Origin of the sequence: Sphingomonas sp. CFBP8993 (genome assembly GCF_034044895.1) — a bacterium.
Taxonomy (GTDB): Bacteria; Pseudomonadota; Alphaproteobacteria; order Sphingomonadales; family Sphingomonadaceae; genus Sphingomonas.
This window is the reverse complement of record NZ_JAXCWU010000006.1, coordinates 68,949-95,504: the sequence shown is the minus strand read 5'-3', so window position 1 is coordinate 95,504 and position 26,556 is coordinate 68,949. Positions and strand designations below refer to the sequence as shown.

General features: G+C 67.2%; 22 protein-coding genes. 8 read left to right on the top strand and 14 right to left on the bottom strand.

Annotation, left to right across the window (positions count from 1 at the left end):
• The first annotated feature begins 3 nt into the window (after positions 1–3).
• From glgA to glgX, 3 genes are all read left to right on the top strand, one after another.
• Complete coding sequence (gene glgA, locus SOM26_RS13545) at positions 4–1,458, top strand: glycogen synthase GlgA (protein ID WP_320453258.1); 1,455 nt, start codon at positions 4–6, stop codon at positions 1,456–1,458.
• Complete coding sequence (locus tag SOM26_RS13540; RefSeq protein ID WP_320453257.1) at positions 1,455–3,080, top strand: alpha-D-glucose phosphate-specific phosphoglucomutase; 1,626 nt, start codon at positions 1,455–1,457, stop codon at positions 3,078–3,080. The genes glgA and SOM26_RS13540 overlap by 4 nt, the downstream gene beginning before the upstream one ends.
• 155 nt (positions 3,081–3,235) lie before the next feature.
• Positions 3,236–5,029, top strand: a complete 1,794-nt coding sequence (gene glgX / locus SOM26_RS13535) for a glycogen debranching protein GlgX (protein WP_320453256.1) — start codon at positions 3,236–3,238, stop codon at positions 5,027–5,029.
• Here the strand turns inward: glgX and cyoD are convergent.
• The 5 genes from cyoD to SOM26_RS13510 are packed head-to-tail and all read right to left on the bottom strand — an operon-like array spanning position 5,026 to position 9,429.
• A complete protein-coding gene (gene cyoD, locus SOM26_RS13530) occupies positions 5,026–5,409 on the bottom strand; it encodes a cytochrome o ubiquinol oxidase subunit IV (RefSeq protein WP_320453255.1) in 384 nt (127 codons plus the stop codon). The genes glgX and cyoD overlap by 4 nt on opposite strands.
• Positions 5,406–6,041 (bottom strand): cytochrome c oxidase subunit 3, encoded by a 636-nt coding sequence (locus SOM26_RS13525; protein WP_320453254.1) that lies wholly within the window; start codon positions 6,039–6,041, stop codon positions 5,406–5,408. Before SOM26_RS13525 ends, cyoD begins: the two co-directional genes overlap by 4 nt.
• Positions 6,038–8,050, bottom strand: a complete 2,013-nt coding sequence (gene cyoB, locus SOM26_RS13520; RefSeq protein WP_320453253.1) for a cytochrome o ubiquinol oxidase subunit I — start codon at positions 8,048–8,050, stop codon at positions 6,038–6,040. The genes SOM26_RS13525 and cyoB overlap by 4 nt, the downstream gene beginning before the upstream one ends.
• Entirely contained in the window at positions 8,047–8,934 is an 888-nt protein-coding gene (gene cyoA / locus SOM26_RS13515) for a ubiquinol oxidase subunit II (RefSeq protein ID WP_320453252.1), read from the bottom strand. The genes cyoB and cyoA overlap by 4 nt, the downstream gene beginning before the upstream one ends.
• Positions 8,935–8,982: 48 nt before the next feature.
• On the bottom strand, positions 8,983–9,429 hold the full coding sequence (locus SOM26_RS13510; protein WP_320453251.1) for a hypothetical protein: 447 nt from the start codon (positions 9,427–9,429) through the stop codon (positions 8,983–8,985).
• A gap of 90 nt (positions 9,430–9,519) precedes the next feature.
• Here SOM26_RS13510 and SOM26_RS13505 point away from each other — a divergent pair, with 90 nt between their 5' ends.
• Positions 9,520–10,344 (top strand): HpcH/HpaI aldolase/citrate lyase family protein, encoded by an 825-nt coding sequence (locus tag SOM26_RS13505; RefSeq protein ID WP_320453250.1) that lies wholly within the window; start codon positions 9,520–9,522, stop codon positions 10,342–10,344.
• 53 nt (positions 10,345–10,397) lie between these two features.
• Here SOM26_RS13505 and SOM26_RS13500 read toward each other — a convergent pair whose 3' ends face one another.
• The 9 genes from SOM26_RS13500 to SOM26_RS13460 all read right to left on the bottom strand — a co-directional run bounded on the left by SOM26_RS13500 (position 10,398) and on the right by SOM26_RS13460 (position 22,361).
• Positions 10,398–12,395 (bottom strand): acetyl-CoA carboxylase biotin carboxylase subunit, encoded by a 1,998-nt coding sequence (locus SOM26_RS13500; protein WP_320453249.1) that lies wholly within the window; start codon positions 12,393–12,395, stop codon positions 10,398–10,400.
• A 200-nt stretch (positions 12,396–12,595) separates the two neighbouring features.
• Complete coding sequence (gene bioB / locus SOM26_RS13495) at positions 12,596–13,621, bottom strand: biotin synthase BioB (protein ID WP_320453248.1); 1,026 nt, start codon at positions 13,619–13,621, stop codon at positions 12,596–12,598.
• A gap of 14 nt (positions 13,622–13,635) precedes the next feature.
• Positions 13,636–15,891 (bottom strand): methylmalonyl-CoA mutase, encoded by a 2,256-nt coding sequence (gene scpA, locus SOM26_RS13490; protein ID WP_320453247.1) that lies wholly within the window; start codon positions 15,889–15,891, stop codon positions 13,636–13,638.
• 86 nt (positions 15,892–15,977) lie between these two features.
• The gene (locus tag SOM26_RS13485; protein WP_320453503.1) at positions 15,978–16,736 is read right to left on the bottom strand and encodes an enoyl-CoA hydratase-related protein; all 759 of its coding nucleotides are present in this window, start codon (positions 16,734–16,736) and stop codon (positions 15,978–15,980) included.
• Positions 16,737–16,744: 8 nt separating this feature from the next.
• Positions 16,745–17,164, bottom strand: a complete 420-nt coding sequence (gene mce / locus SOM26_RS13480) for a methylmalonyl-CoA epimerase (protein ID WP_320453246.1) — start codon at positions 17,162–17,164, stop codon at positions 16,745–16,747.
• 216 nt (positions 17,165–17,380) lie between these two features.
• Positions 17,381–18,907 (bottom strand): acyl-CoA carboxylase subunit beta, encoded by a 1,527-nt coding sequence (locus SOM26_RS13475; protein ID WP_320453245.1) that lies wholly within the window; start codon positions 18,905–18,907, stop codon positions 17,381–17,383.
• A 278-nt stretch (positions 18,908–19,185) separates the two neighbouring features.
• The gene (locus tag SOM26_RS13470) at positions 19,186–20,118 is read right to left on the bottom strand and encodes a 50S ribosomal protein L11 methyltransferase (protein ID WP_320453244.1); all 933 of its coding nucleotides are present in this window, start codon (positions 20,116–20,118) and stop codon (positions 19,186–19,188) included.
• Positions 20,108–20,803, bottom strand: coding sequence for an SDR family NAD(P)-dependent oxidoreductase (locus tag SOM26_RS13465; RefSeq protein WP_320453243.1), 696 nt, complete (start codon positions 20,801–20,803; stop codon positions 20,108–20,110). Before SOM26_RS13465 ends, SOM26_RS13470 begins: the two co-directional genes overlap by 11 nt.
• A 184-nt stretch (positions 20,804–20,987) precedes the next feature.
• Positions 20,988–22,361: a methyl-accepting chemotaxis protein gene (locus SOM26_RS13460; protein ID WP_320453242.1), complete on the bottom strand. Its 1,374-nt coding sequence runs from the start codon at positions 22,359–22,361 to the stop codon at positions 20,988–20,990.
• Between the two features lie 175 nt (positions 22,362–22,536).
• On the opposite strand from SOM26_RS13460, the gene sdhC reads away from it, so the two are divergent.
• The 4 genes from sdhC to otsB all read left to right on the top strand — a co-directional run bounded on the left by sdhC (position 22,537) and on the right by otsB (position 26,546).
• A complete protein-coding gene (sdhC, locus tag SOM26_RS13455; protein WP_320453241.1) occupies positions 22,537–22,992 on the top strand; it encodes a succinate dehydrogenase, cytochrome b556 subunit in 456 nt (151 codons plus the stop codon).
• The gene (gene sdhD, locus SOM26_RS13450; RefSeq protein ID WP_320453502.1) at positions 22,992–23,375 is read left to right on the top strand and encodes a succinate dehydrogenase, hydrophobic membrane anchor protein; all 384 of its coding nucleotides are present in this window, start codon (positions 22,992–22,994) and stop codon (positions 23,373–23,375) included. The genes sdhC and sdhD overlap by 1 nt, the downstream gene beginning before the upstream one ends.
• A complete protein-coding gene (gene sdhA / locus SOM26_RS13445; RefSeq protein WP_320453240.1) occupies positions 23,375–25,183 on the top strand; it encodes a succinate dehydrogenase flavoprotein subunit in 1,809 nt (602 codons plus the stop codon). Before sdhD ends, sdhA begins: the two co-directional genes overlap by 1 nt.
• A gap of 616 nt (positions 25,184–25,799) precedes the next feature.
• On the top strand, positions 25,800–26,546 hold the full coding sequence (otsB, locus tag SOM26_RS13440; protein WP_320453239.1) for a trehalose-phosphatase: 747 nt from the start codon (positions 25,800–25,802) through the stop codon (positions 26,544–26,546).
• Positions 26,547–26,556: the final 10 nt, after the last annotated feature.

Genomic DNA, 26,556 nt, shown 5'->3' with positions numbered 1-26,556 from the left:
CCCATGACCCTTTCCGTCCTGTCGGTCGCCTCGGAGGCGTTCCCGCTCATCAAGACCGGCGGCCTGGCCGACGTAGTCGGCGCGCTGCCCGAGGCGCTGGCGCCGCACGACATCGCCGTGACCACGCTGATCCCCGGTTTCCCCAAGGTCATGCGCGCGATCGGCGAGGATGCGCCGCGCGTCCATCACTGGACGCACATCATCGGCACCGACGCATATTTGCGCGAGGCGATGATCGGCACGCACCGGCTGCTGGTGATCGAAGCGCCGCAGCTCTGGGAGCGCGAGGGGCTGCCTTATGTCGATACCGCCGGAAACGACTGGCCCGACAACTGGCGGCGTTTCGCGGTGCTGGCCCGCGCGGGCGCGGACCTCGCCTCGGGCGCGGTGCCGGGCTATGATTTCGACCTGCTCCACGCGCATGACTGGCAGGCCGCACTCGCCCCCGCCTTCCTCCATTATGCGCCCGGCCCCGGCAAGGTGGCCAAGAGCATCGTCACCATCCACAATATCGCCTTCCAGGGATCGTTCGCGGCGCACCACTTCCCCGATCTGGGCCTGCCGCCCGAGGCGTGGTCGGTCGAGGGCGTCGAATATTATGGCCAGATCGGCTATCTGAAGGCGGGCCTGCGCACTGCCGACGCGATCACCACGGTCAGCCCGACCTATGCCGAGGAGATCCACCGGGTTCAGTACGGCATGGGGCTGGAAGGCCTGATCGCCGCCCGCGCCGAATGCGTCAGCGGCATCGTCAACGGCATCGACCCCGCCATCTGGAGCCCGAAGGCCGACGCCGCCCTGCCCGCCCCCTTCACCGTCGACACGCTGGACGCCCGCATCGCCAACAAGCGCGCGGTCGAGCAGGCGTTCGGACTGGACGAGGATGACAGCCCGATCTTCACCGTCATCAGCCGCCTGACCTGGCAAAAGGGCATGGACGTGCTGGTCGAGGTGATCGACGACCTCGTCGCGATGGGCGGACGGCTGGTGGTGCTGGGCACCGGCGATCCGGCGCTGGAGATCGCCTTCGCCACGGCAGCGCTTCGTCATGCGGGCCGCGTCGCGGTGCGGATCGGCTATGACGAGCCGGTCTCGCATCTGCTTCAAGCTGGCTGTGATGCGATCGTCATCCCCTCGCGGTTCGAGCCGTGCGGGCTGACCCAGCTTTACGGCCTGGCCTATGGCTGCGTGCCCGTGGTCGCGCGCACTGGCGGGCTGGCCGATACGATCATCGACGCCAATGAGGCCGCCCTGGCGACCGGCGTGGCGACCGGGCTTCAGTTCGACAACGTCACCACCGACAATATCGTCGCAGTGCTGCGTCGCACTATGAGACTCTATGCCGATCAAGACCAATGGCGGACCATTCAGGTCAATGGCATGAAGGCCGATTATAGCTGGCACCATAGCGGCCGCCACTATGCCGAACTCTATCGATCCGTGCTGGGGAACCCATGATCAAGACCGTCTCGACCGAGCCCTATCTGGACCAGAAGCCCGGCACCTCGGGCCTGCGCAAGAAGGTCCGCGTCTTTCAGCAGCCCAATTATGCCGAGAACTTCATCCAGTCGGTGTTCGACGCGCTGGGCGACGAGAAGACCGGCCAGACGCTGGTGATCGGCGGCGACGGCCGCTTCCTGAACCGAGAGGTGATCCAGGTCGCGATCCGCATGGCGGCGGCGAACGGCTTTGCCCGCGTCGTGGTCGGCCAGGGCGGCATATTGTCGACCCCGGCGGCCAGCAACGTGATCCGCCAGCGAGGGGCGCTGGGCGGCCTGGTCCTGTCGGCCAGTCACAATCCGGGCGGCCCGGATGAAGACTTCGGCATCAAGTACAATATCGCGAATGGCGGCCCCGCGCCCGAGAAGGTCACGGACGCCATCCACGCCAACACCAAGTCGATCAGCCGCTGGCTGACCGTCGAGGCGGATGATATCGACCTCGACACGCTGGGCGACGTGACGGTGGCCGACATGACCGTCGAGGTGATCGACTCGGTCGCCGACTATGCCGCGCTGATGGAAAGCCTGTTCGACTTCGCCGCGATCCGGGCTGCGGTCGCGGGCGGCTTGACCATGTCGTTCGACGCGATGAGCGCGGTGACGGGGCCCTATGCGACCGAAATCCTCGAAAAGCGGCTGGGCTTCGCGCCGGGCACGGTGAAGAACGGCACGCCGCTGCCCGATTTTGGCGGCCATCACCCCGACCCCAATCTGGTCCACGCAAAAGAGCTGTACGACCGGATGATGGCCCCGGACGCGCCCGATTTCGGTGCGGCCTCGGACGGGGACGGCGACCGCAACCTGATCATCGGGCGCGGGCGCTTCATCACGCCGTCGGACAGCTTGGCGATGCTGGCGGCCAATGCGCATCTCGCGCCCGCCTATGCCGGTGGCCTGAAGGGCATCGCCCGCTCGATGCCGACCAGCGCCGCCGCCGACCGGGTGGCCGAGAAGCTGGGCATCCCGGCCTATGAGACTCCGACGGGGTGGAAATTCTTCGGCAATCTGCTCGACGCCGGGATGGCGACGATCTGTGGCGAAGAGAGCGCGGGCACCGGATCGGACCATGTGCGCGAGAAGGACGGGCTGTGGGCCGTGCTGCTCTGGCTCAACATCCTGGCCGCCTCGGGCAAGTCAGTGGACCAGATCGCGCGGGATCACTGGGCGACCTATGGCCGCAACTATTATGCGCGCCACGACTATGAGGGCGTCGAGAGCGAACGCGCCGACGCGCTGATGGCGGACCTGCGCGCCAGGCTGGCGACCCTGCCGGGCGAGAGCTTCGCGGGCCTGACGGTCGAGACGGCGGACGACTTCGCCTATACCGACCCCACCGACCAGTCGGTCAGCCGCAACCAAGGCATCCGTGTCCTGTTCCAGGGCGGCAGCCGCGTGGTGTTCCGCCTGTCGGGCACCGGCACTAGCGGGGCGACGCTGCGCGTCTATCTGGAGCGTTATTCGGCCGACCAGCTCGACCGCGAGACGCCGGAAATGCTCGCGGACATCATTCAGGCGGCGGACGAGATTGCCGGGATCACCCGGCATACCGGCCGCACCGAACCCGACGTGGTGACCTGATCGTCCTTTGGGGGAGGCCACCGCCCTCCCCCCTTTCCGTGCCCCGGCGAAGGCCGGGGCCCAGTTGCCGCCAAGTTGGTGAAACTCCCGACAGGTCGACCCAACTGGACCCCGGCCTTCGCCGAGGTGGTCATGATGGGTAAGGTCGGGTCGCCATGACGAATCAGTCCTATCCCCTCGGCGCAACACCCGTTCCCGGCGGCACCCGCTTCGCCGTACGCTCCACCGCCGAGCAAGTGGAGCTTTGCCTGTTCGAGGGCTCCGACGAACGCCGCATCGCCATGAGCCGCGACGGCGATATCTGGACCGCGACAGTTCCCGGCACCGACCATCTCTACGGCTATCGCGCTTACGGCGAATACGACCCCACGCGCAATTTGTGGTTCGATCCCGCCAAGCTGCTGGTCGATCCCTACGCCCTCGAACTCGACCGACCCTTCGTCCAGTCCCCGCGCCTCGCCCGATATGGCGAGGACACCGCCGACCTCGTTCCGCGCGCGCGTGTCGTCGCGCCGCTGACCACCACCCCTGCCCTGCCGCTGTTCCGGCCGGGCGGGTTGATCTACGAACTCAATGTGCGTGGCTTCACCATGCGCCATCCCGCTATCCCGCCCGAACAGCGTGGCACCCTCGCGGCGCTGGCGCATCCGGCGGTGCTGGATCACCTGCGCAAGCTGGGCGTGGCGGCGGTCGAGCTGATGCCGATCACCGCCGCGATCGACGAGCGCCACCTGCCCCCGCTCGGCCTGCGCAACGCCTGGGGTTACAACCCGGTGGTGCCGACGGCGCTCTGCCCGGAGCGGGTGCCGGGCGGGGTCGCGGAACTCGTCGCGACCATCGCGGCGCTGCGGGAAGCGGGGATAGGGGTCATCCTCGACCTCGTCTTCAACCATATGGGCGAAAGCGACGTGCAGGGCGGCACGCTGTCCTTTCGAGGGCTAGAACCGGATGTCTATGCCCGGACGGATGACGGCACGCTGATCAACGATGCGGGCACCGGCAACACGCTCGACGCCAGCCGTCCGAGCGTTCGCGCCATGATCCTCGACAGCCTGCGGCACTTTGCGCGGGCGGGGGTGGACGGCTTCCGCTTCGACCTTGCCCCGGTTCTGGCGCGCGGGCCGGGGTTCGACGCCCAAGCCCCGATCTTCGCCGAGATCGCCTCCGATCCAATCCTGTCGACCCGTATCATGATCGCCGAACCCTGGGACATCGGGCCCGGCGGCTATCAGCTTGGGGCGTTCCCCGAACACTGGCTGGAGTGGAACGACAAGTATCGCGACCAGGTTCGCCGCTTCTGGCGCGGCGACGGGCGCAGCGGCGATCTGGCAACGCGGATCGCGGGATCGGCGGATGTGTTCGTGGGGCCCTCCAGCCGCTCGGTCAATTTCGTCGCGGCGCATGACGGCTTCACCCTGGCCGACCTGGCCGCCTATGCCACGCGCCACAACCACGCCAATGGCGAAGACAATCGCGATGGGCATGGCGACGAGGTGTCTTGGAACCACGGCATCGAAGGCCCCACCGACGATCCCGCCATCCGCAACGCCCGCGAGGCTTCCGTCCGGGCCATGCTCGCCACGCTGTTCCTGTCGCGCGGCACCCCGATGCTGACCGCCGGTGACGAGTTCGGCCGCAGCCAGAAGGGCAACAACAACGGCTATGCCCAGGACAATGACACGACATGGCTCGACTGGGAAAACCGTGACGCGGCGCTGGAGAATTTCGTCGCGCAGTTGAGTGCGTTTCGCTGCGAAACGCCGCTCGACTGGACCGACTGGCTGGGCGGGGCGGAATGGCGCACCTTGCCGGGCGATCCGATGGGGCCCGATGACTGGAACGGCGAAGGCTTCGCATTGCACCTGCCGCTCGGTGACGACAGCCTGATCCTCCGCTTCGACCGCGCCCGCGGCGTCGCTGCTGTCCGAGGCTCCGCGATCCGCAGCTAGGGCGCGGCCATAGGTCCCATCAGATTGTGGTTCAGATGCCCCATGATCCAGATGGACCCCAGCAGCACCAGCGCGACGATCAATATACCGAACAACAGCGCCAGCACGTTGTTGCTGTTGTCCGGCCCCGTCGTGATGTGCAGGAAGAACACCAGGTGCACGCCCATCTGCCCGATCGCCAGCGCGACAAGGGCGGCGGGCACGGCCGGGCCCCAGACGATATCGAACTGCACCAGCGCAAAGGACGCCGCCGTCAGGATCGCGGCGGCGACCAGCCCGATCGCATAGCTGCGAATGCCGCCGACGATCGAGTCGTGTTCGCTCTCCTCGCCCGGTGCGGTTTCGTCGCGCGACATTTCCTCGTCGGGCCGCTCGCTCATCCGCGCACTCCCATCAGATAGACCATGGTGAACAGCGCTACCCAGATGATGTCGAGCGCATGCCAGAACAGGCTGAAGCACAGGATGCGGCGCAGGATATCCTCGCGAAATCCCTTGGCCCAGGCCTGCGCCATCATCGTCGTCAGCCAGAGCAGGCCGAGCAGAACATGCAGGCCATGGCACCCGACCAATGCGAAGAAGGCCGACAGGAACGCACTGCGCCCCGGCCCCGCCCCTTCGCCGATCAGGTGGAGAAACTCATATGCCTCCAGCGCGAGGAATCCCGCACCCAGCAGCCCGGTCCCCGCCATCGCGATCTGGAACCAGCGCATGTTGCGCGCCAGCGTGCCGATCCCCGCCAGGCCGCAGGCAAAGCTGGACAGCAGCAACAGCACCGTCTCCGCCTCGACCAGTTCCAGCTCGAACAGGTCCTTGCCCGAAGGGCCACCCGCCGTCGCATTCACCAGCACCGCGTAACCGGCGAAGAAACAGGCGAACAGGATGAAGTCCGACAGCAGGAATATCCAGAAGCCGTAGGACACGATGACCCGCTTGGGCGCGGGGCCGTCCGGGTTCGGCTCGGCGGCGCGGCCCAGCTTGTTCGGATCATGGGTCTGCGCGGTCTGGCTCATGACAGCGCTTCCTGCGGCAGATCGAGCAGCGTCGCCTTGCTGCGACGGCGTTCCTGGTCGAGCCGCTTCACCTCGTCGGCCGGAATCTCATACTCCGCCTCGTCGCGCCACGCGAAGACCACGAACGTCGCCCAGGCACCCAGAAAGCCCAGGATCACCAGCCACCAGATGTGCCAGATCAACGCAAAGCCCATCGCGGTCGAGAAGAAGGCGCTGACGATCCCGGTCGGCGAGTTGCGCGGCATCTCGATCGGTTCGTAGTCGGGCAGGTCGGACAGGGCCCGCTTTTCGCGCGCGCGCGCCTTGATGCCCCAATAGGCCTCCTCGCCCTTCACATCCGGCAGCACCGCGAAGTTGAAGGCGGGCGGCGGCGAGGTGGTGACCCACTCCAGCGTGCGGCCGTCCCAGGGATCCCCGCTCTCGTCCACCCGGTCCTTGCGCGTGCGGATCGAGACGTAGAGCATCATGACCTGGCATGCGATGCCGCCCGCGATCAGCACCGCGCCGAAGGCCGCGACCAGCAGCCACGGATGCCAGCCGGGCACGTCATAATGCTGCATCCGCCGCGTCATGCCCATCAGGCCGAGCACATAGAGCGGCATGAAGGCGACGTAGAAGCCGCTGATCCACAACCAGAAGGCGCGCTTGCCCCAGGTTTCGTCCAGGGTGAAGCCGAACATCTTGGGAAACCAGTAGGTGAAGCCCGCAAAGGCCCCGAACAGCACCCCGCCGATGATGACGTTGTGGAAATGCGCGACCAGGAACAACGAGTTGTGCAGCACGAAGTCGGCCGGCGGCACCGCCAGCATCACGCCGGTCATGCCACCGATCACGAAGGTCACGATAAACCCGATCGACCACAGCATCATCGACGAATAGCGGATGCGCCCGCCATACATGGTGAACAGCCAGTTGAAGACCTTCACCCCCGTCGGCACCGCGATGATCATCGTCGTGATGCCGAAAAAGCCGTTCACATCGGCCCCGGCACCCATGGTGAAGAAATGGTGCAGCCACACCATGAAGGACAGGACGCAGATCACCATGGTCGCGATGACCATCGAGCGATAGCCAAAGAGCGGCTTGGACGAGAAGGTCGAGATGATCTCGGAAAACACGCCGAAGGCGGGAAGGATCAGGATATAGACTTCCGGGTGGCCCCAGGCCCAGATGAGGTTCACGAACATCATCTGGTTGCCGCCCGCTTCCGGGGTGAAGAAATGGAAGCCGAGATAACGATCGAGGATCAGCATCCCCAGGCACGCGGTCAGCACCGGAAACGCCGCGACGATCAGCAGGTTGGACGCCAGCGAGGTCCAGGTGAACATCGGCATCCGGCTGTAACCCATGCCGGGCGCTCGCATCTTCAGGATGGTGGTGACGAGGTTCACGCCCGACAGCAGCGTCCCCATCCCCGATATCTGCAGTGCCCACAGATAATAATCGACGCCGACACCGGGCGAAAAGCGCAGTTCCGACAGCGGTGGATAGACCAGCCAGCCGGTCTTGGCGAATTCGCCGATGACCAGGCTCATGTTGATCAGCAGCGCGCCGCTGGCGGTCAGCCAGAAGCTGACCGAATTGAGCGTCGGGAACGCCACATCACGCACGCCAAGTTGCAGCGGCACGACGAAGTTCATGAGGCCGATCATGAACGGCATCGCCACGAAGAAGATCATGATCGTGCCGTGCGCCGAGAAGATCTGGTCATAGTGATCGGGCGGCAGATAGCCTTCATTGCCATACGCGATCGCCTGTTGCGACCGCATCAGCAGCGCGTCGGAAAATCCGCGCAGCAGCATGACGCCCGCCAGCAGGCAGTACATCACACCAATCCGCTTGTGATCGACGCTGGTGATCCACTCGCTCCAGACATAGGGCAGGTGCCCCCGTCGCCAGGCCCAGAGGAAGATGCCCAGCAGCGCCAGGCCCACGACGCCCGCCGACACCAGCGGCAACGGGTCGTGGAACGGGATCGAGTCCCAGCCGAGCTTGCCGGTGAAACTCATTGCTCGCGCCCGTCCTTGGCCTGTTCGCCCTCGGGCGCGCCGTTCCGCATGACGATCTGGTCGTAGAGGCCGGGCTGGATCCGGGGATAGCTGGCGGGGCGGACATTGCGGCTGGGATGCGCCATGGCGACGAACTGGGCCCAGTCGAGCGTCTTGCCCTGCCCCGCTTTGGCGGTCGCCACGAAGCGGTCGAAACTGGCCTGCGGGACCGCGTCGACGAAGAAGTTCATATCGGCAAAGCCTTCCCCGCTGTAATGCGCCGACAGCCCGCGATAGCGCCCGGCCTTGTCGGCGCGCAGGTGGAGCGTCGAGTCCATGCCCGACATGGCGTAGATCTGGCTGCCCAGCTGCGGCACGAAGAAGCTGTTCATGACGCCCGCCGAGGTGATGCGGAACTTGACCGGCGTGCCTACCGGCACGACCAGCCGGTTGATCGTCGCGATCCCCTGTTCAGGATAGACGAACAGCCATTTCCAGTCGGTCGCGACGACCTGAACGGTCATCGTCCTGGCTCTGGACGCGATGGGTTTGGGCGGATCGAGATCATGGCTGCCGATCCAGGCGATGTCGCCCAGGAACATGATGGCCAGTGCGGGGATCGACCAGACCAGCAGTTCCAGCCGCCCCGAATAGGCCCACTCGGGCAGATGTCTGGCGCGGCTGTTGCCAGCGCGGAACCACCAGCCAAAGGCGAAGGCGAGCACGATCACCGGCACGACGATGGCCAGCATCACCGCCAGCGAATTGAAGAAGATGCTACGCTCGCCCGCCGCGATCGGCCCGGCCGGGTCCAGGATGCCGGGCTCACAGGCCGTCAGGACGACGCACAGGCCCAGCGACGCAAAACGCGCGGAACATCGGGCGAGGCGCGGATCGCGGAGCATTCATCCCGTGAACGGCGGCCTTGCGCTTTCGTTCCGCCCCGCCCGGTTTCACGCGGCGAGTCTTCGCCCTTCGCTGTCGTCGGTGTCGTTGGCGGGTCGCTCCGCACGGCGCGGACGGGCCGCCCGGCTTGCGGTGAGGCGCGCGGCCATTCGCTGGAAGACGGGCCAGCGCGTCAGGTACGAGGACGACAGCATCGCCGCCATCCCCAACTCGGCCATGCTGCCCCATTCGATCGCCGAGGCGAGCATCATCAGGTCGCCCATCGACCCACCCGCCATGGCGAGCATCCGGATTTCGTCGATCTCGAACCAGATGGCGAGCCCGATCAGCGCCACCCCGACTACCATCATCGCCCAGTGCCCCGGCCTGACTCGATTGAGCCGCTTGGCCGGAGCCTCGACCAGCATCCGCGCCAGCCAGCGGCTGACCGGTATATCCGGCCAGACATAGAGCAACATCGTCAACCCCAGCAGCAACAGCGTCACGGTCATCATGCCATCCCCCTTTGATTTCGGATTATGGGGCGGCAGCGGCGATTTACCAGAGGCGTGACGGCAGGCGGCCCCCGCGTCTATGATCCACCTATGACCCTGCGCAGCGCCCTGTTCCTCCCCGCCTCCAACCCCCGCGCCCTTGCCAAGGCGCGAACCCTGCCGAGCGATGCGGTCATCCTGGACCTAGAGGATGCGGTCGCCCCCGATGCCAAGGCACTGGCGCGCGAGGCGGCGGTGGCGGCGGTGCGCGAGGGGGGCTTTGGCGAACGGGTGCTGGCCGTGCGGACGAACGGGCTGGATACGCCGCACGCCATGGACGACCTCGCCGCGCTGGCTACCGCGAGGCCGAGCGCGGTGCTGATCCCCAAGGTCGATGGCGTCGCCACGCTGGCCGCCGCGCGCGCGACGCTGGGACCGGACGTGCCGCTCTGGGCGATGATCGAGACGTGTCGCGGCATCCTGTCATTGCCCGCCATCGCGGCGGCAGCGCATGACGTCGGGCTGGCGGCCCTGGTGGCGGGGAGCAACGACCTGGCCAAGGAGATGCGCCTGCCCGCGCCGGAGGCGCTGTTGCCGCTGCGGGTGCAGATCGTCGTCGCCGCGCGCAGTGCCGGGCTGATCGCGCTGGACGGCGTGTGCAACTCGCTCGACGCGTCTGATCGGCTGGCGGCGGAATGTGCCGAGGGGCGGCGGCTGGGCTTCGACGGCAAGACACTGATCCACCCCAACCAGATCGCCGCCGCCAATGCCGGATTCGGGCCCGACGAGGCGGAGATCGCCTGGGCGCAGCGGGTGGTGGCGGCCTTTGCCGAACCGGACGCGGCCACGCTGGGAGCGATCCGGCTCGACGGGCAGATGGTGGAACGGCTGCACCTGGCCGAGGCGGAGCGGATATTGGCGCTTGGGCAATCATGAGCCCCCACTCATTCCTCCCCTTATAGGGGAGGAATAGGTCGGGCTTGCACGGGTTACTCCAACTCCAAAATCACCGCATCGACCGCCAGGCTGTCGCCGGTCTTGGCGGAGATGGTCTTGACCGTGCCGGTCTTGGCCGCGCGCAGGATGTTTTCCATCTTCATCGCCTCGACGACCGCCAGCGGCTGGCCCGCCTCGACCTGATCCCCCTCGGCCACGTCGAGGCGGACGAGCAGGCCCGGCATCGGCGCGATCAGGAATTTGGACAGGTCGGGCGGGACCTTTTCGATCAGGTGCCGCGCATAGGCCGCCGCACGGGCGGGCAGGACGCGGACCGGATGACTGGCCCCGCGCGTCGTCAGGCGGAAGCCGGTGCGGGTCCGCGCGATACGGACATGGAGGGTTTCGCCATCCTCGTCCTCGACCGCGATCATCCGGTCGCCCGGCGTATACGCGATGGCGAGGTCTAGTTCGGCCCCATCGACGCTGATCCCGTCGGTCGAGACGTTCACCGCGTGATCGACGCCGCCGATCCGCACCATCCAGTCGGCGGGCGGCTGCAGCCGGTGGCCGAGCTGGCCGTCGATCCGCCGCGCGCGATCGGCCTCGGCGGTGGCGGCGAAGGCGGCGACGGCGGCCAGCGTCCGGGTCAGTTCCTCGCCAGCGGGGGCGCCTTGGAAGCCCTCGGGATATTCCTCGGCGATGAAGCCGGTCGACAGGGCACCCGAACGGAAGCGGGGATGCTGCATCAGCGCCGAGACGAAATCGATGTTCGTCCCCGGCCCGACGATCTCGAACGCGTCGAGCGCGGCGATCTGCGCATCGATCGCGGCTTCGCGGGTGGGAGCCCAGGTGACCAGCTTGGCGATCATCGGGTCGTAGAACATGCTGACCTCGCCGCCCTCGGCCACGCCGTCGTCGACGCGCACGCGCACATCCTCGTCGCGTTCCTCGGCGGGCGGGTTGTAGCGCACCAGCCGCCCGGTCGAGGGCAGGAAGCCGCGATACGGGTCCTCGGCATAGACGCGGTTCTCGATCGCCCAGCCGGTCAGCGTCACCTCGTCCTGGGTGAAGGCAAGCGGTTCACCGGCGGCGACGCGGATCATCTGCTCGACCAGATCGAGGCCGGTGATTTCCTCGGTAACGGGGTGCTCGACCTGAAGCCGGGTGTTCATTTCGAGGAAGTAGAAGCTCTTGCCGGTGGTGTCCGCGCCCGACACGATCAGCTCGACGGTGCCCGCCGAATAATAACCGACAGCGCGAGCGAGGGCCACCGCCTGCTCGCCCATGGCGCGGCGCATCTCGGGCGTGACGAAGGGGGACGGTGCTTCCTCGACCACCTTCTGGTGGCGGCGCTGCACCGAACATTCGCGCTCGCCCAGATAGACGATATTGCCATGCTGGTCGCCCAGCACCTGGATCTCGATGTGCCGGGGCGACTCGATGAACTTCTCGATGAAGACGCGGTCGTCGCCGAAGGAGGCGAGGCCTTCGCGCTTGGTCGCCTCGAAGCCTTCGCGCACATCCGCTTCCGACCATGCGAGCCGCATGCCCTTGCCGCCGCCGCCCGCCGACGCCTTCATCATGACGGGAAAGCCGATGTCCGTCGCGATGCGCACCGCTTCCTCGGTATCGGCGATCTCGCCCAGATAGCCGGGCACGACGTTGACCCCGGCCGCCTTGGCCAACTTCTTCGATTCGATCTTGTCGCCCATCGCGGCGATGGCGTTGGGCGGCGGGCCGATAAAGGCGACACCCGCCTCGGCACAGGCGCGCGCGAAGCTCTCGCGCTCGGACAGGAAGCCGTAGCCGGGATGGATAGCGTCCGCCCCCGTCGCCTTGGCGGCGGCGAGGATCAATTCGGCCTTGAGATAGCTCTCGGCGGCGGGCGCTGGCCCGAGGCGCACCGATTCGTCGGCCAGCCGGACGTGCGGCGCGCTGGCATCGGCGTCGGAATAGACCGCCACCGTGGCGATGCCCATGGCGCGCGCGGTGCGGATCACCCGGCACGCGATTTCCCCGCGATTGGCGATCAGGATTTTCTGGAACACGGGGATACCTCTCCTATTATGTCGTTGGTCCGTGTCGAATATTATCGGGAAAGCTCCACCCCGGCGAAGGCCGGGGTCCAGTTTCCTTTTGGCCGATGGCGCGCCGCGACTCCTTGGGGGAGGCATCTGCCACGCGCCATCGAGGGCTCACCGCGACTGGGCCCCGGCCTTCGCCGGGGAACAGGGGCGGTGAGGACAGATCACTCCGCCGCGACCCGCATGGGCTCGGCGCCTTCCATCGGCTTCAGGCCCAGCTTGGCGAACAGCGCGGCGTCCGCATCGTCACCCGCATTGCCAGCGGTCAACAGCTTGTCGCCGGTGAAGATCGAGTTCGCGCCCGCCAGGAAGCACAAGGCCTGCGTCGCCGCCGACATGCTCTCGCGCCCGGCCGACAGGCGGACCATGCTCATCGGCATGGTGATGCGCGCAACCGCGACCGTGCGGATGAACTCGATATCGTCGATCCGCGCCAGCGGCGTGTCGGCCAGCATGTCGCCCAGCACCGTGCCCTTGACCGGGACCAGCGCGTTGACCGGCACGCTTTCGGGATGGCGCGGCAGGGTGGCCAGCGCATGGACGAAGCCAACCCGGTCGCCCCGCGTCTCACCCATGCCGACGATCCCGCCGCAGCACACCGAAATGCCCGCCTCGCGCACGTTCGACAGCGTCTCCAGACGGTCCTCGAAGCAGCGCGTGGTGATGACGTTGGCGTAGTTTTCGGGCGAGGTGTCGATATTGTGGTTGTAATAGTCGAGGCCCGCCTCGGCCAGTCGCTGGGCCTGGGGGGCGTCGAGCATACCCAGCGTCATGCAGGTTTCCAGCCCCATCGCTTTCACGCCCTCGACCATAGCGACGACCTTGTCCATGTCGCGCTCCTTGGGCGAGCGCCACGCCGCGCCCATGCAGAAACGCTGCGAGCCCGCCGCCTTGGCCTCCGCCGCCGCCGCCAGCACGGTTGCCACGTCCATCAGCTTCTCGGCCTTCACGTCGCTCTCGGCCGACGCACTTTGCGAGCAATAGCCGCAATCCTCGGGGCAGCCGCCGGTCTTGATCGAGCAGAGCGTGCAAAGCTGCACCTCGTCCGCCGCATGGTGCGCGCGGTGCACCTCGGCCGCGCGGAACAGCAGCTCGGTGAAGGGCAGGTCGAACAGCGCGCTGATCTCGCCGCGGGTCCAGTCGGTGCGCAGGGGGGCCGTCTCGGGGCGCAGCGCGGTGGTCGTCGTCATCACGTCTTGTCCTGTCATTCGCCCGTCTCGGGCGGCATGTTATGTCCCAGCAGCCTCAGCACATCCTCGGCCGCTTTTACAAGATTGGTCCCGGGGCCGAAAATCGCCTGCACCCCGGCATCGTACAGCGCCTGATAGTCCTGCGCCGGAATAACGCCACCCGCGATGACCTTGATATCGGCGCGGCCCGCCTCGCGAAGATGGCCGATCAGTTCGGGGATCAAAGTCTTGTGCCCGGCGGCCAGGCTGGACGCGCCAACGACATCGACGTCGCGGGTCAGCGCGATCCGGGCGGCTTCCTCGGGTGTCTGGAACAGCGCGCCCGCCACCACCTCGAACCCCAGGTCGCCGAACATCGAGGAGACGAGGTTCGCGCCCCGGTCATGCCCGTCCTGGCCCATCTTGGCGACGAACAGCCGGGGCTTGCGGCCGAGACGCCGCTCGACCGCCTCGACGCCGCGGATCAGGCGGGCCCAGCGTTCATCCTCGCCGTAAGCACCGCCATAGATCCCGGATACCGGGGTCGGCTGCGTCCCGTAGCGCCCGAACACATCCTCCAACGCGGCGGAAATCTCGCCCAGCGTCGCGCGCGCCCGCGCGGCCTCGACGGCCAGCGCGAGGAGGTTCACCCCCATTCCTCCCCCGGCGGGGGAGGTGGCATCGCGCAGCGATGACGGAGGGGTGTCCACGCTCGAGAGGGGGGACACCCCTCCGTCAGCGGCTGACGCCGCTGCCACCTCCACTTGCAGGGGAGGATTTTGGGCCGCGTTACGCAGCGCATCGAGCGCGGCCCGGCATTTCGCTTCGTCGCGCGCGGCCTTCACCGCCGCGATCCGCGCCACCTGGCCCGCGCGCACCGCGTGATTGTCGATGTCGAGGATTTCCACCGGCGCTTCGTCGGCCAGCCGGTATTTGTTGACCCCGACGATCACATCCTCGCCCCGGTCGACCTTGGCCGCGCGCGCCGCGCTCGCCTCTTCGATCATCGCCTTGGGCCAGCCCGCCGCGACCGCCTTGGCCATGCCGCCCTCGGCCTCGATCCGCTCGATCAACTCCCAGGCACCGTCGACCAGCGATTGCGTCAGGCTCTCGACATAGTAACTGCCGCCCAGCGGATCGACGACCTTGGTCATCCCCGTTTCCTCCTGCAGCACGATCTGCGTGTTGCGCGCGATCCGGGCGGAGAAGTCGGTGGGCAGCGCGATCGCCTCGTCCAGCGCATTGGTGTGCAGCGACTGGGTGCCGCCCAGCATCGCCGCCATCGCCTCGATCGTGGTGCGGATGACGTTGTTGTACGGGTCCTGCTCGGTCAGCGACACGCCGCTGGTCTGGCAATGGGTGCGCAGCATCTTCGAGCGCTCGTCCTGTGCGCCCAGTTGGGTCATCGCCCGGTGCCACAGCACGCGCGCGGCGCGAAGCTTGGCGACCTCCATGAAGAAGTTCATGCCGATCGCGAAGAAGAAGGACAGGCGGCCCGCGAACTTGTCGATGTCGAGCCCGCTCGCGACCCCGTATTTCACATATTCCATGCCGTCGGCGATGGTGAAGGCCAGCTCCTGGAGCTGCGTCGCCCCGGCCTCCTGCATGTGATAGCCGCTGATCGAGATGCTGTTGAACTTGGGCATCTCTCGGCTCGTATAGGCGAAAATGTCCGAGATGATCCGCATGCTCGGCTCGGGCGGATAGATATAGGTGTTGCGGACCATGAACTCCTTGAGGATGTCGTTCTGGATGGTCCCTTCCAGTTTCGACCGGTGAACGCCCTGCTCCTCGGCCGCGACGATGAAGAAGGCCAGCACCGGGATCACCGCGCCGTTCATCGTCATGCTGACCGACATGGCATCCAGCGGGATGCCGTCGAACAGGATCTTCATATCCTCGACCGTGTCGATCGCGACCCCGGCCTTGCCCACGTCCCCCGTCACGCGGGCATGATCGCTGTCGTAACCCCGGTGGGTGGCGAGGTCGAAGGCCACGGACAGCCCCTTCTGCCCCGCCGCCAGATTGCGCCGGTAGAAGGCGTTCGATTCCTCGGCGGTGGAGAAGCCCGCATATTGCCGGACGGTCCAGGGTCGGCCCGCATACATGCTCGCCCGCACGCCCCGCGTGAACGGCGCGAACCCCGGCAGCCCCGGGTCCGTCCGCACGTCCGCCGCCGTATAGAGCGGCTTGACCGTGATCCCCTCCGGCGTCCTCCAGTCGAGGTCGCGCCCCTTCACCTCCCTGGCGGCAAGGGCTTCCCAGTCAGACAGGTCAGGGCGTTCGGCCATCGGCCACTCCTCATCCATTCGTTACGCGCGCGGCTTATTTTCTTTCACTAGAGCGAAATCATCATACGCGCGCAAGGGCCCGCGCCTTAGCGACCCAGGAAACGCGGCGGACGCTTTTCGAAAAAGGCCCGGCCGCCCTCCTCGCCGTCATGAGTCGCGCGGGCGGCGCGCTGGTCGTCCGCCTCGCGGGCCAGCGCGGTGGCATAGTCGCCCTCGAACCCGGCCTGGAGCGCGCGGCGCATCCGCCCCAGCGCAATGCTGGGCCCCGCCGCCAGCCGCGCGGCCAGCGCCAGCGCTTCGGCGTCCAGTACGTCATCCGCGACGACCTTGTGGATCATGCCCCAGTCGAGCGCCTTGGCGGCCGGAACCCGCTCGCCCAGCATCATCATCTCGGCCGCGCGCGCCCGGCCGATCAGCCGGGGCAGCATCCAGCTCGCCCCGCCATCGGGGACCAGCCCGATATTGACGAAGGCGTGGAGGAAATAGGCATTCTCGCTCGCGACGCAGAAATCGGCGGCCAGCGCCAGGCTGCACCCGATCCCCGCCGCCGCCCCGCGTACCGCGCTGACCACCGGAATGGGCAGGTCGGCCAGCGCCAGCATCGCCGGATTGTAATGCCCGACCAGCGCGCGGTGGACGGTGTCGGGCCCGACATCCCCGCCCGATATGTCGGCCCCCGAACAAAAGGCCCGCCCTTCGCCCGCGATCAGCACCGCGCGGGCGTCGGCGCGCGCCTCCAGCGCGTCGCGGATCGCATCGAACAGCGCTGGCGGCGCGGCGTTCAGCCGCTCCGGGCGGTCGAGCGTGAGGATCAGGACATCGCCCCGACGTTCGACGCGCAGCATGGCCTCGCTCAATGCCCCTCCCCCGGTGCTTCCATCAGCTCGACCAGCACCCCGCCCATGTCGCGCGGGTGGAGGAAGACGACCGGCGTGCCATGCGCGCCGATACGCGGCTGGCCCAACAGCGTCGCGCCCTTGCCCTGTAACTCGGCGACGGCGGCGGCCATGTCGGCGACTTCGAAACAGAGATGATGCTGCCCGCCCGCCGGGTTCTTCTTCAGAAAGTTGGCGATGGGAGAGCTTTCATCAAGCGGCTGGATCAGCTCGATCTGGGTGTTGGGCGCGTCGATGAAGCACACCCGCACGCCCTGTGGCGGCAGGTCGAAGGGCTCGCCGATCGCTTCGGCACCAAGGAGGTGACGATAGGTTTCGACCGTCTGCTCGATCGACGGCGTGGCGATGCCGATATGGTTGAGGCGGCCGAGCGTCATGCGCGCTTCCGATCGATATGTGTGACGAAAGCGACAGCCCTCCCCCGGCCCAGTTTCAGGTAAACGATGCCCCGCATCGTTTCGGTCATGCCGGGGGCATGACCAACCTGGAACTCGCCTGCGGGAGGGGAGGATTTCCGGGCGGACGGCATCCGCAAGCACGCCCCTCCCGCAGGCGGGAGGGGATGGGGGAGGGAAACCCCGCTCGCGACCATCTCAGAGCGGCAGATTGTCATGCTTCTTCCAAGGATTGGTAAGGTCCTTGTTCCGCAGCTTGCGCAGGCCCAGCGCGATGCGACGGCGGGTCGAGTGCGGCTGGATCACCTCGTCGACGAAACCCTTGCTCGCCGCCACGAACGGGTTGGCGAAGCGGGCCTCATATTCCGCGGTACGCTCGGCGATCTCTTGCGGAGTCTTGCCGCGGAAGATGATCTCCACCGCGCCCTTGGCACCCATCACCGCGATCTCGGCGGTCGGCCAGGCATAGTTGAGGTCGCCGCGCAAATGCTTCGACGCCATCACGTCATACGCGCCGCCATAGGCCTTGCGCGTGATGACCGTGATCTTCGGGACCGTCGCCTCGGCATAGGCGAAGAGCAGCTTGGCACCGTGCTTGATGATACCATTATGCTCTTGCGCGGTGCCGGGCAGGAAGCCGGGCACGTCCACGAACGTCACGATCGGGATCTCGAACGCGTCGCAGAAGCGCACGAACCGCGCCGCCTTGCGGCTGGCATTGATGTCGAGCACCCCCGCCAGCACCGTCGGCTGGTTCGCGACGAAGCCGACCGTGCGCCCCTCGATCCGGCCGAAGCCGGTGATGATGTTGCCGCCATGGGCGGGCTGCACCTCGAAGAAGTCGCCCTCGTCGACGACCTTCGAAATCAGTTCATGCATGTCGTACGGCTGGTTGGCGCTGGCCGGGATCAGCGTGTCGAGGCTTTCCTCGATCCGGTCCCAGGCATCGGCGGTCGGCCGCTCGGGCACACCCTCGCGATTGTTGGCGGGCAGGAAGTCGATGAAGTCGCGCGCCGCCAGCAGCGCCTCGATATCATCCTCGAACGCCACGTCGGCCACGCCGGTCTTGGTGGTGTGGGTCACCGCGCCGCCCAGCGCTTCCTGCGTCACGACCTCGTTGGTCACCGTCTTGACCACATCGGGGCCGGTGACGAACATGTAGCTGGAATCCTTCACCATGAAGATGAAGTCAGTCATGGCGGGCGAATAGACCGCGCCGCCCGCGCAGGGGCCCATGATGAGCGAAAGCTGCGGCACCACGCCGCTTGCCAGCACATTGCGCTGGAACACCTCGGCATAGCCGCCGAGCGAGGCCACGCCCTCCTGGATGCGCGCGCCGCCCGAATCGTTCAGGCCGATGACGGGCGCGCCGACCTTCATTGCCATGTCCATGATCTTGCAGATCTTCTGCGCGTGCCGCTCGGACAGCGAGCCGCCGAAGACGGTGAAGTCCTGGCTGAAGACGAAGACCAGCCGGCCGTTGATCGTGCCCGAACCCGTCACCACGCCGTCGCCGGGAATAATCTGTTCGGTCATGCCGAAGTCGGTGCAATTATGCTCGACGAACATGTCGAGTTCTTCGAAACTGCCCTCGTCGAGCAGCACATCAAGCCGTTCGCGCGCGGTCAGCTTGCCCTTGGCGTGCTGCGCGGCGACCCGCTTCTCGCCACCACCGGCGCGGGCGGCGGCGCGGCGGCGTTCCAGTTCGACCATCGTCGATGCCATGACCTCATCCTCTTATGTCTTTCAGGGGTCTATGCCCGAGAGGCCGGGGGGATGGCAATCGGGGAGGCTTACGTTGTCGTAAGGGTAAGGTGCCAAGCGCGCTCCCCCTCCCGCAGGCGGGAGGGGGTCGGGGGGAGGGTAAGGAGTCTCACCGAGACTGTCGCCCGTGGCGTGCCCTCCCCCAACCCGGTTTCAGGTAAACGATGCCCCGCATCGTTTTAGGTCATGCCGGGGCATGACCGACCTGAAACTCGCCTGCGGGAGGGGAGTTCAGACGATCAGATATCCAGCGCCCAGCCGTCGCGCCCCTTGGGGTCGAACGGACCATTCGGCACGAACCGCTCGCGCCCCGCCCGCAGCCGCAAAACGCTCCAGTCGCCCCGCCGGTCGACCGTCTCCAGCATACATCCACAAGCCTCGTAAGCCGCGACCACATCGGCGCGCTGCGTCTCCAGCAGGCCTGCCAGCACCAAGGTCGCCTCCGGCCCGGCAATGGCCGCCAGTTCGGGCGCCATCGAGATCAGCGGTCCCGCCAGGATATTCGCGATGACCAGGTCATAGGGCGACGCGGCCATGATCGGTTCGGCCAGCGCGCCGTCGGCGACGATCAGTTCGACCCCGTCAACGCCGTTGATCGCGGCATTCTCCGCGGTCACGTCGATGGCGATCGGATCGATATCGGTCGCCACCACCTTGGAGTCCGGCCAGAGATGCCGCGCGGCGAAAGCGAGCAGCCCGGTGCCGGTGCCGACATCGATCGCATTCGTCACCACTTCGCCCGCCATCCCGTCGAGCATGGCGAGGCAGCCGCTGGTCGTCTCATGATGCCCGGTGCCGAAGGCGCGGCCCGCCGGGATGTGGAAACCGCGCAAGCCCTCCGGCACCGACTCGTCACCGGTATGGACAAAGAAGCGCCCGACCGACAACGGCGCCAGCCCGGCCTGGCTCATCGTCACCCAGTCCTGTGCGGGCACATGCTCGACCGTGGCGGGGTGATCGCCCGCGCTCGGCACAAGCGCGCGGATCGCGGCGATCGTGGCCGCATCGGGCTCCGCCTCGAAATAGGCGTCGAGCCGCCAATGCTCGCGATCGTCCTCTATCTCCTCGGTGGTCATGATGACCGCCTCGATCGCCAGGTCGTCGGCGGCGTCGATCGCCTCCGCCTCGTCGCGCGTGCACGGCAGGGTCAGCTTCCAGCTGTCAGCGGACATAGCTGGCTCCATTCACGTCGAGGACCGCGCCGGTCATCGAGGGGGGCGCGTCGGTGCACAGGAAACGGACGGTCGCGGCGACTTCCTCGGGTGACGCGACCCGGCCGAGCGGAATGTCGGCGAGCAGCTTGTCGCCGCCCCGGCTGGCCAGATAATCGTCCGCCATGCCGGTCATGGTGAAACCGGGACAGACCGCGAAGGCCAGAATTCCTTGCGCCGCATAACCGCGTGCGATGGTCTTGGTCATCGCGACCATGCCGCCCTTCGACGCGGCATAATGCCAATGGGCGGGCGAGTCGCCGCGATAGGCGGCGCGGCTGGCGACGTTGACGATCCGTCCACCGACGCCGCGTTCCTGCCAGTGCAGCACGGCCAGACGGCACAGTTCGGCCGAGGCGGTCAGGTTGACCTGCATCGTGCGCGCCCAGTTCGCCGACCAGTCGTCCGCGTCGAGCGGGCTTGCCTCGAAGATCCCGGCATTGTTGACCAGGATGTCGATCGCCCCGCCCGCCGCCTCGAGCGCCTCGCCCCAGAGGCGCGCGGGGGCGTCGGCCTGCGCCAGGTCGGCGGCGATACCGCTGCGGGTGCCATGGCCCAGGACCTTCATGCCCGGCAGGTCGCCCAGGCTCGATGCGATGGCCGCGCCGATGCCTCGACTGCTGCCCGTTACCAATATCGTCGTCATGCCTCAGCCCGTGCCGGGCAAGGACCGATGCGTCAACCGGCTGGATCGATCCTCCCCGGCACGGGGAGGGGGACCGCCGCGAAGCGGTGGTGGAGGGGGCCTGCCGACAGGGATGTCCCTTGAGGAAGCCCCCCTCCGTCAGGGCTGCGCCCTGCCATCTCCCCGTACCGGGGAGGATTCGGTGTCAGGCCGCCACCCGCGCGACGAACTGGGTGGCGCTGGCCTTCAGGTCGCCCAGCCGCGTGTCGAGATGGTCAAAGCCCCGGCCGACGCGGTCGATCTCCTGCGCGACATGCTCGGTATCCAGACGGATCGCGGCGATGGTGTGCGACATCGAGTCGGCGGCCAGTGCGGTCTCGTCGACCGCCGCCGTGATCGCGGTCACCGTCTGCGCCTGTGCCTCCATGGCGTGGCGGATTCGCTCGGCCGAGACCTGGACCTCGTGCACGGTCGCCTTGATCGAGGCGTTGGTCTCTACGGTCGAGCGGGTCGCGGCCTGGATCGCGGCGATCTTGGTGGCGATGTCGTCGGTCGCGCGCGCCGTCTGGCTGGCGAGGCTCTTCACCTCCTGCGCGACGACCGCGAAGCCGCGGCCCGCATCACCCGCGCGCGCCGCCTCGATAGTGGCGTTGAGCGCAAGCAGGTTGGTCTGCCCGGCGATGTCGCGAATCAGCCCCAGGATCGATTCGATCGACTTGGCATGGTCGGACAGCATCTCCGACATGCCCACCGCCTGGCCCGCCTGGTCGGCGGCGCGGTTGGCGACGTCGGCGGCCTGGTCGACCTCGGTCCGGGCGTCCTCGATCGCGCGGATCAGCCCGGCGGCGGTCTGCGCGGCCTCGCGCATCGCGACGGCGGATTGTTCGGCGGCGGCGGCGACCTCGCTCGACTTGCCCAGCATGCCGCGCGTCGACATCGACGCCTCCTGCGCCTGGCGCCGCAGGTCCTGCCCCTCGACCGAGGCGTTCTCGACCACCGAGGCGATGCCGTTGCGGAAATCCCCGGCCAGCCGCTCGCGTTCACGCTCGGCGGTCCAGTTGCGGTAACCGGCAAACAGCTCGACGGTCAGCTCGGTCTCCATGCCGTACATGCGCAACAGCGTGTCGACCGCCACCGACCGACGTGGATCGTCCGCCGACATTTCCTCCAGGATGATTTTCAGCGCGATCCGGTCGCTGGCGCAGGACATGGCCAGCACCTCCATCGGCGGAATATCGGCGGCATAGGCCGAGGCGACCGCCCGGCCCAGCGACTCGACCCAGTCGCGACCGGAAAGATGGCAGAAGCGATTGCGCAGATAGGTGCGCCCAGCGGTCAGCTGGCGTTCGCGATCCATCTGCGCCCATTCGGCCTGACCCGGATTCTTGCGGCGCCAATGCTCCCAATAGGCCACGACCACCTCGTCAGCGCGCGGATCGATCACCGTCCAGACGTCGGCGGCCAACCGGACCAGCGAGCCGTCGCCCCCGTCGAAAGTGCGGATCAGGGTATCGATGTCGATCCCGGCGGTAATGGCCGTGGGCGGCGGCAGATCGGAGCGCAAGAAGTGGTCCCCCATTTGACGATGGTCAAATTTTTCGCGCCCCTTCTGACGCCCGAAGGGTTAAGGGCGGGTTATCCCTGCACCGATCCGGGCGTTCCACGAATGCCCCGCGGCGGCGTCCACGAAGTCTTTGCGAACCACACGCAGATACGCTCGCGACTTGCATCCTGTCGGCGTCTTCACCATAGGCATGTTCGCAAACCAGCCTGACTTTAGACTGTTCGAGGATCTGCCCTTGGCCGCCCGCAACACCGCACGCCCGCTCTCGCCGCATCTCCAGATCTGGAAATGGGGTCCCAACATGCTGGTTTCGATCCTGCACCGCGCCACCGGCACGGGCATGGCGACCGTGGGCACCCTGCTCCTCGTCTGGTTCCTGGCCGCCGTGGCGTCCGGGCCGGAGAGCTATGCGACCTTCCGCGACGTCTTCACGGTCCAATCGGGTCATCTCAACATCATCGGCTATGTCGTCGGCATCGGCCTGACCGCCTGCCTGTTCCAGCATATCGCGAACGGCATCCGCCACCTGTTCATGGACGTGGGCGCGGGTTTCGAGCTGAAGGCAAACAAGCGTCAGGCACAGGCCACCATGGTCTTCGCCGTCGTGATGACGGTGGCCTTCTGGCTCTATCTGGGGATCAAGTGATGCGTTCGGGAACCGCAATCGGCCGCGTGCGCGGCCTGGGCTCGGCCAAGTCGGGCACCCACCACTGGCTCAACCAGCGGCTGACCGCCGGGTCGAACTTCCTGCTGGTCGCCTGGCTGCTGATCTCGATCCTGCGCCAGCCCTCGTTCGACTACGCCGCGATGCGGCTGTGGCTGTCCAGCCCCTGGGCGGCGATCCCGATGGCGATGCTGATCGCCTCGGTCTTCTATCACATGAAGCTCGGCCTGCAGGTCGTGATCGAGGATTACGAGCAGGACCAGAACCGGGTCGCGCTCCTCGTCGTCATGAACCTGTTCGTCTTCACGACCGCCGCCGTCGCCATCTTCTCGATCCTCAAGATCGCCTTCGGAGCCGCTGCATAATGTCCGCTGCCGCCTACAAGATCATCGACCATACCTATGACGCCGTCGTCGTGGGTGCGGGCGGTTCGGGCCTGCGCGCCACCATGGGCATCGCCGAGGCGGGTCTGAAGACCGCCTGCATCACCAAGGTGTTCCCGACGCGCAGCCACACCGTCGCCGCGCAGGGCGGCATCGCCGCGTCGCTGGGCAATATGGGTCCCGACCACTGGACCTGGCACATGTACGACACCGTCAAGGGGTCGGACTGGCTGGGCGACCAGGACGCGATCGAATATCTGTGCCGCGAGGCGCCCGCCGCCGTGTACGAGCTGGAGCACGCAGGCGTGCCGTTCAGCCGCACCGAAGAGGGCAAGATCTATCAGCGCCCCTTCGGCGGCATGATGCAGAATATGGGCGAGGGCCCGCCCGCGCAGCGCACCTGTGCCGCCGCCGACCGTACCGGCCACGCCATGCTGCACGCGCTGTACCAGCAGTCGCTGAAGTATGACGCGGACTTCTTCATCGAATATTTCGCGCTCGACCTGATCATGGACGAGCAGGGGAATTGCCGCGGCGTGATCGCTTTGTGCATGGAAGACGGCTCGATCCACCGTTTCCGCGCGCACAACGTCGTGCTGGCGACCGGCGGCTATGGCCGCTGCTATTTCTCGGCCACTTCCGCGCACACCTGCACGGGTGACGGCGGCGGCATGGTGCTGCGTGCGGGCCTGCCGCTCCAGGACATGGAGTTCGTGCAGTTCCACCCGACCGGCATCTATGGTGCGGGCGTCCTCATCACCGAGGGTGCGCGCGGTGAAGGCGGCTACCTGACCAACTCCGAGGGCGAGCGCTTCATGGAGCGTTACGCACCGTCGGCCAAGGACCTCGCCAGCCGCGACGTCGTGTCGCGTTCGATGGCGATGGAAATCCGCGAAGGGCGCGGCGTCGGCAAGGAGGGGGATCATATCTACCTCCATCTCGACCATATCGACCCGAAGGTCCTGGCCGAGCGCCTGCCCGGCATCACCGAAACCGGCAAGATCTTCGCCGGCGTCGACCTGACTCGCCAGCCGCTGCCGGTGACGCCCACCGTCCACTATAATATGGGCGGCATCCCGACCAACTATCACGGCGAAGTCGTGCGATTGAAGGACGGCAACCCGGACTCGGTCGTCCCCGGCCTGTTCGCGGTTGGCGAAGCGGCCTGCGTGTCGGTCCACGGCGCGAACCGCCTGGGCTCCAACTCGCTGATCGACCTGGTCGTGTTCGGCCGCGCGACCGGCCTGCGCATCAAGGACACGCTGAAGCCCGGCACGCCGCACGCCCCGCTGCCCGCCGGTTCGGAGGAGCTGGCGCTGGGCCGCCTGGACCACTTCCGCAACGCCGCCGGTGGCTCGACCACCGCGTCGGTGCGCAGCGAGATGCAGAAGACGATGCAGCGCCACTGTGCCGTGTTCCGCACCGACGAGCTGCTGACCGAAGGTCGCCAGATGATCCGCGCCACCTATGACCGGATGAAGGACATCGGCATCAAGGATCGCTCGCTGATCTGGAACACCGATCTGGTCGAGACGCTGGAGCTGGACAACCTCATCAGCCAGGCGGTCGTGACGATGGAATCGGCGCTAAACCGCAAGGAAAGCCGCGGCGCGCACGTGAACGAGGACTTCCCCGATCGCGACGACGCCAACTGGATGAAGCACACCGTCGCGACGTTCGACGGCTGGGGCGGCCAGGGCGGCGGTGTCGCGATCGACTATCGCCCGGTCCACGACTACACGCTGACCGACGATATCGAGTATATCAAGCCGAAGAAGCGGGTCTACTAAAGGTCCGCGTCGACGGTTCGGAACGAAGGGGCTGGCGAGCGATCGCCGGCCCTTTTTTCGTTCGAGCGGGCTGTCCCGTCCTTCTCCCCTCCCGCAGGCGGGAGGGGCCGGGGGAGGGAAAGCTACAAGCGACATCGCCCGGGGAAAGAACCCTCCCCCCATCCCCCTCCCGCCTGCGGGAGGGGGTGCGCCAAGCGGCGAGCATTCACGATCCGTCGCCCCCGCCAGCCCCTTCTTCTCCCCTCCCGCAGGCGGGAGGGGTCGGGGGAGGGAAAACCACAAGCGACATCGCCCGGGACAAGGGCCCTCCCCCCATCCCCCTCCCGCCTGCGGGAGGGGGTGCGCCAAGCGGCAAGCCCCCACGATCCGTCGCCCCCGCCAGCCCCTTCTTCTCCCCTCCCGCAAGCGGGAGGGGCCGGGGGAGGGAAAGCCAAAAGCGACTTCGCCCGGGAAAGAACCCTCCCCCCATCCCTCTCCCGCAGGCGGGAGGGGGTGCGCCAAAGCCTCACGCTATTCGCCTACGCACCTCCAACTGTAATCATTTCGGCAGCGCAGCGGAACGCCAGCGGCGGGGATGGGTTCACTCGGCATGCCTGCCTCCGCTATGCTTTCGCCCATGCTCTCCGATCTCGCTCCGCCGCCGCCCCGCCTGTCCGCCACGGACAGCCTGTTCCTGGATTTCGACGGCACGCTGGTCGACCTTGCCGACAATCCGGAGGGCGTGCATGTCAGTGCCGCGCTCGCCGATCGGCTGGATGCGCTCGCCGCGCACATGCCTGGTCGCCTCGCCATCGTCAGCGGCCGATCGATCGCGCAGCTGGATGCGCTGTTTGGTCCCCAGGCGGAGCATTTCACGCTGGCGGGCAGTCACGGTGCCGAGCGCCGCAGCCCGGAGGACGGCCACAGCCAGCCCGAAAAGCCCGCGCATCTCGCCACCGCGACCGAGGAGATGCGCCATGTGGCCGAGGCCAACGACCTGTATTTCGAAACCAAGAGCTTCGGCGCGGGCCTGCATTACCGCCGCAACCCGGACGCCGAACCCCTGGCCCTGCGCGAAGCCACCGCGATCGCCGAACGGCACGGCCTGACCCTGCAACCCGGCAAGATGATGGTCGAGGTTCGCCTGCCCGGTGACAAGGGCCAGGCGATCGAGACGCTGATGCAGGCCCCCGCCATGCACGGCACCGTGCCGATCTTTTTTGGGGACGACGTGACCGACGAGGACGGCTTTGTCGCCGCCGCCGAACTGGGCGGTGCGGGTGTACTGGTCGGTCCGATGCGCGAAACCGCCGCCCGTTACCGCCTGCCCGATGTCGCCGCCGTCCATGAATGGCTTGCCCAAGCGCTGGAGAATGCAAACTGATGCAACAGGA

Excerpts from the sequence above, each read along its gene's own strand:
- glgA (WP_320453258.1), top strand. The coding sequence starts at position 4 with ATGACCCTTTCCGTCCTGTCGGTCGCCTCGGAGGCGTTCCCGCTCATC.
- SOM26_RS13540 (WP_320453257.1), top strand. The coding sequence starts at position 1,455 with ATGATCAAGACCGTCTCGACCGAGCCCTATCTGGACCAGAAGCCCGGC.
- glgX (WP_320453256.1), top strand. The coding sequence starts at position 3,236 with ATGACGAATCAGTCCTATCCCCTCGGCGCAACACCCGTTCCCGGCGGC.
- cyoD (WP_320453255.1), bottom strand. The coding sequence starts at position 5,409 with ATGAGCGAGCGGCCCGACGAGGAAATGTCGCGCGACGAAACCGCACCG.
- SOM26_RS13525 (WP_320453254.1), bottom strand. The coding sequence starts at position 6,041 with ATGAGCCAGACCGCGCAGACCCATGATCCGAACAAGCTGGGCCGCGCC.
- cyoB (WP_320453253.1), bottom strand. The coding sequence starts at position 8,050 with ATGAGTTTCACCGGCAAGCTCGGCTGGGACTCGATCCCGTTCCACGAC.
- cyoA (WP_320453252.1), bottom strand. The coding sequence starts at position 8,934 with ATGCTCCGCGATCCGCGCCTCGCCCGATGTTCCGCGCGTTTTGCGTCG.
- SOM26_RS13510 (WP_320453251.1), bottom strand. The coding sequence starts at position 9,429 with ATGATGACCGTGACGCTGTTGCTGCTGGGGTTGACGATGTTGCTCTAT.
- SOM26_RS13505 (WP_320453250.1), top strand. The coding sequence starts at position 9,520 with ATGACCCTGCGCAGCGCCCTGTTCCTCCCCGCCTCCAACCCCCGCGCC.
- bioB (WP_320453248.1), bottom strand. The coding sequence starts at position 13,621 with ATGACGACGACCACCGCGCTGCGCCCCGAGACGGCCCCCCTGCGCACC.
- scpA (WP_320453247.1), bottom strand. The coding sequence starts at position 15,891 with ATGGCCGAACGCCCTGACCTGTCTGACTGGGAAGCCCTTGCCGCCAGG.
- SOM26_RS13485 (WP_320453503.1), bottom strand. The coding sequence starts at position 16,736 with ATGCTGCGCGTCGAACGTCGGGGCGATGTCCTGATCCTCACGCTCGAC.
- mce (WP_320453246.1), bottom strand. The coding sequence starts at position 17,164 with ATGACGCTCGGCCGCCTCAACCATATCGGCATCGCCACGCCGTCGATC.
- SOM26_RS13475 (WP_320453245.1), bottom strand. The coding sequence starts at position 18,907 with ATGGCATCGACGATGGTCGAACTGGAACGCCGCCGCGCCGCCGCCCGC.
- SOM26_RS13470 (WP_320453244.1), bottom strand. The coding sequence starts at position 20,118 with ATGTCCGCTGACAGCTGGAAGCTGACCCTGCCGTGCACGCGCGACGAG.
- SOM26_RS13465 (WP_320453243.1), bottom strand. The coding sequence starts at position 20,803 with ATGACGACGATATTGGTAACGGGCAGCAGTCGAGGCATCGGCGCGGCC.
- SOM26_RS13460 (WP_320453242.1), bottom strand. The coding sequence starts at position 22,361 with ATGGGGGACCACTTCTTGCGCTCCGATCTGCCGCCGCCCACGGCCATT.
- sdhC (WP_320453241.1), top strand. The coding sequence starts at position 22,537 with ATGTTCGCAAACCAGCCTGACTTTAGACTGTTCGAGGATCTGCCCTTG.
- sdhD (WP_320453502.1), top strand. The coding sequence starts at position 22,992 with ATGCGTTCGGGAACCGCAATCGGCCGCGTGCGCGGCCTGGGCTCGGCC.
- sdhA (WP_320453240.1), top strand. The coding sequence starts at position 23,375 with ATGTCCGCTGCCGCCTACAAGATCATCGACCATACCTATGACGCCGTC.
- otsB (WP_320453239.1), top strand. The coding sequence starts at position 25,800 with ATGCTCTCCGATCTCGCTCCGCCGCCGCCCCGCCTGTCCGCCACGGAC.